Source organism: Brevibacillus invocatus (assembly GCF_003710915.1).
Taxonomy (GTDB): Bacteria; Bacillota; Bacilli; order Brevibacillales; family Brevibacillaceae; genus Brevibacillus; species Brevibacillus invocatus.
The window spans coordinates 1-1,195 of sequence record NZ_RHHR01000097.1 but is presented as its reverse complement, the minus strand read 5'-3'; the positions used below and the strand labels follow the sequence as shown (position 1 = coordinate 1,195).

1 protein-coding gene and 1 rRNA gene are annotated in these 1,195 nt (G+C 47.0%); both read left to right on the top strand.

Annotated elements, in window-relative coordinates; genetic code table 11:
* A partial coding sequence (locus tag EDM52_RS24190) for an amino acid--tRNA ligase-related protein (RefSeq protein WP_338068350.1) occupies positions 1 to 691 on the top strand: 691 nt, incomplete at its 5' end.
* A gap of 306 nt (positions 692 to 997) precedes the next feature.
* Positions 998 to 1,195 (top strand): 16S ribosomal RNA (locus EDM52_RS24185); the annotation flags it as partial.

The following is a 1,195-nucleotide window of genomic DNA, read 5'->3' as shown; positions in this document are numbered from 1 at the left end:
CACGATGATCGAGCTGTATGAGGCTTACGCGGACTTCCAGGACATTATGAAATTGACCGAAAATCTGATTGCGCATGTGGCGCAGGAAGTTTTGGGTACGATGAAAATCGAGTATCAGGGCAATACAATTGATCTCACTCCGCAATGGCGCCGTGTACATATGGTTGACCTGATTAAGGAAAACCTGGGCGTTGATTTCTGGAAGGAAATGAGCGATGACGAGGCCCGTGCACTGGCCAAAGAGCATGGAGTAGCGGTTGAGCCGCATCATACGTTTGGTCATGTGGTGAATGAATTCTTCGAGCAAAAACTGGAGCATACCCTGATCCAGCCAACGTTTGTATACGGACATCCGGTCGCGATCTCGCCACTGGCTAAGAAAAATGAACAGGATCCTCGTTTTACGGATCGTTTTGAACTGTTTATTGTGGCGCGCGAACACGCCAATGCGTTTACAGAGCTGAATGATCCTATCGATCAACGCGAGCGCTTTGAAGCGCAGCTGCTGGAAAAAGAAGCGGGGAATGACGAGGCGCATGATATGGATGACGATTTCATTGAAGCGCTGGAATACGGTATGCCGCCAACAGGTGGACTGGGTATCGGGATTGACCGTCTGATCATGCTGTTGACGAATTCTCCATCCATTCGCGATGTACTGCTTTTCCCTCACATGCGCGCACGTGACTAGAGGAAACGTGATAAAAGTGAAGCCGCTTGAATATTTTCAAGCGGCTTTATAATTTTCACTTGTACTAAAATTGATTTGGTGGTATATTAATTCTTGCTCGCAGTTAGATACCTCTTCATCCACTAGCGGGATGGTAAGCAGATTCAGAAAGTCACACTAAACAATTTGAGAAAGTTGTTGACAGATATCTAGGCTGCGTGATACCATTAAGAGGTTGTTGTGAAATTGCTCTTTGAAAACTGAACAGCGAAAGCGTTGATGAGTCTATCATGAATTGATTTGCCAGCTTTGAACCAGATACAAACTTTATTGGAGAGTTTGATCCTGGCTCAGGACGAACGCTGGCGGCGTGCCTAATACATGCAAGTCGAGCGAGTCTCTTCGGAGGCTAGCGGCGGACGGGTGAGTAACACGTAGGCAACCTGCCCATAAGACTGGGATAACATAGGGAAACTTATGCTAATACCGGATAGAGTCTTCTCCCGCATGAGAGAAGACGGAAAG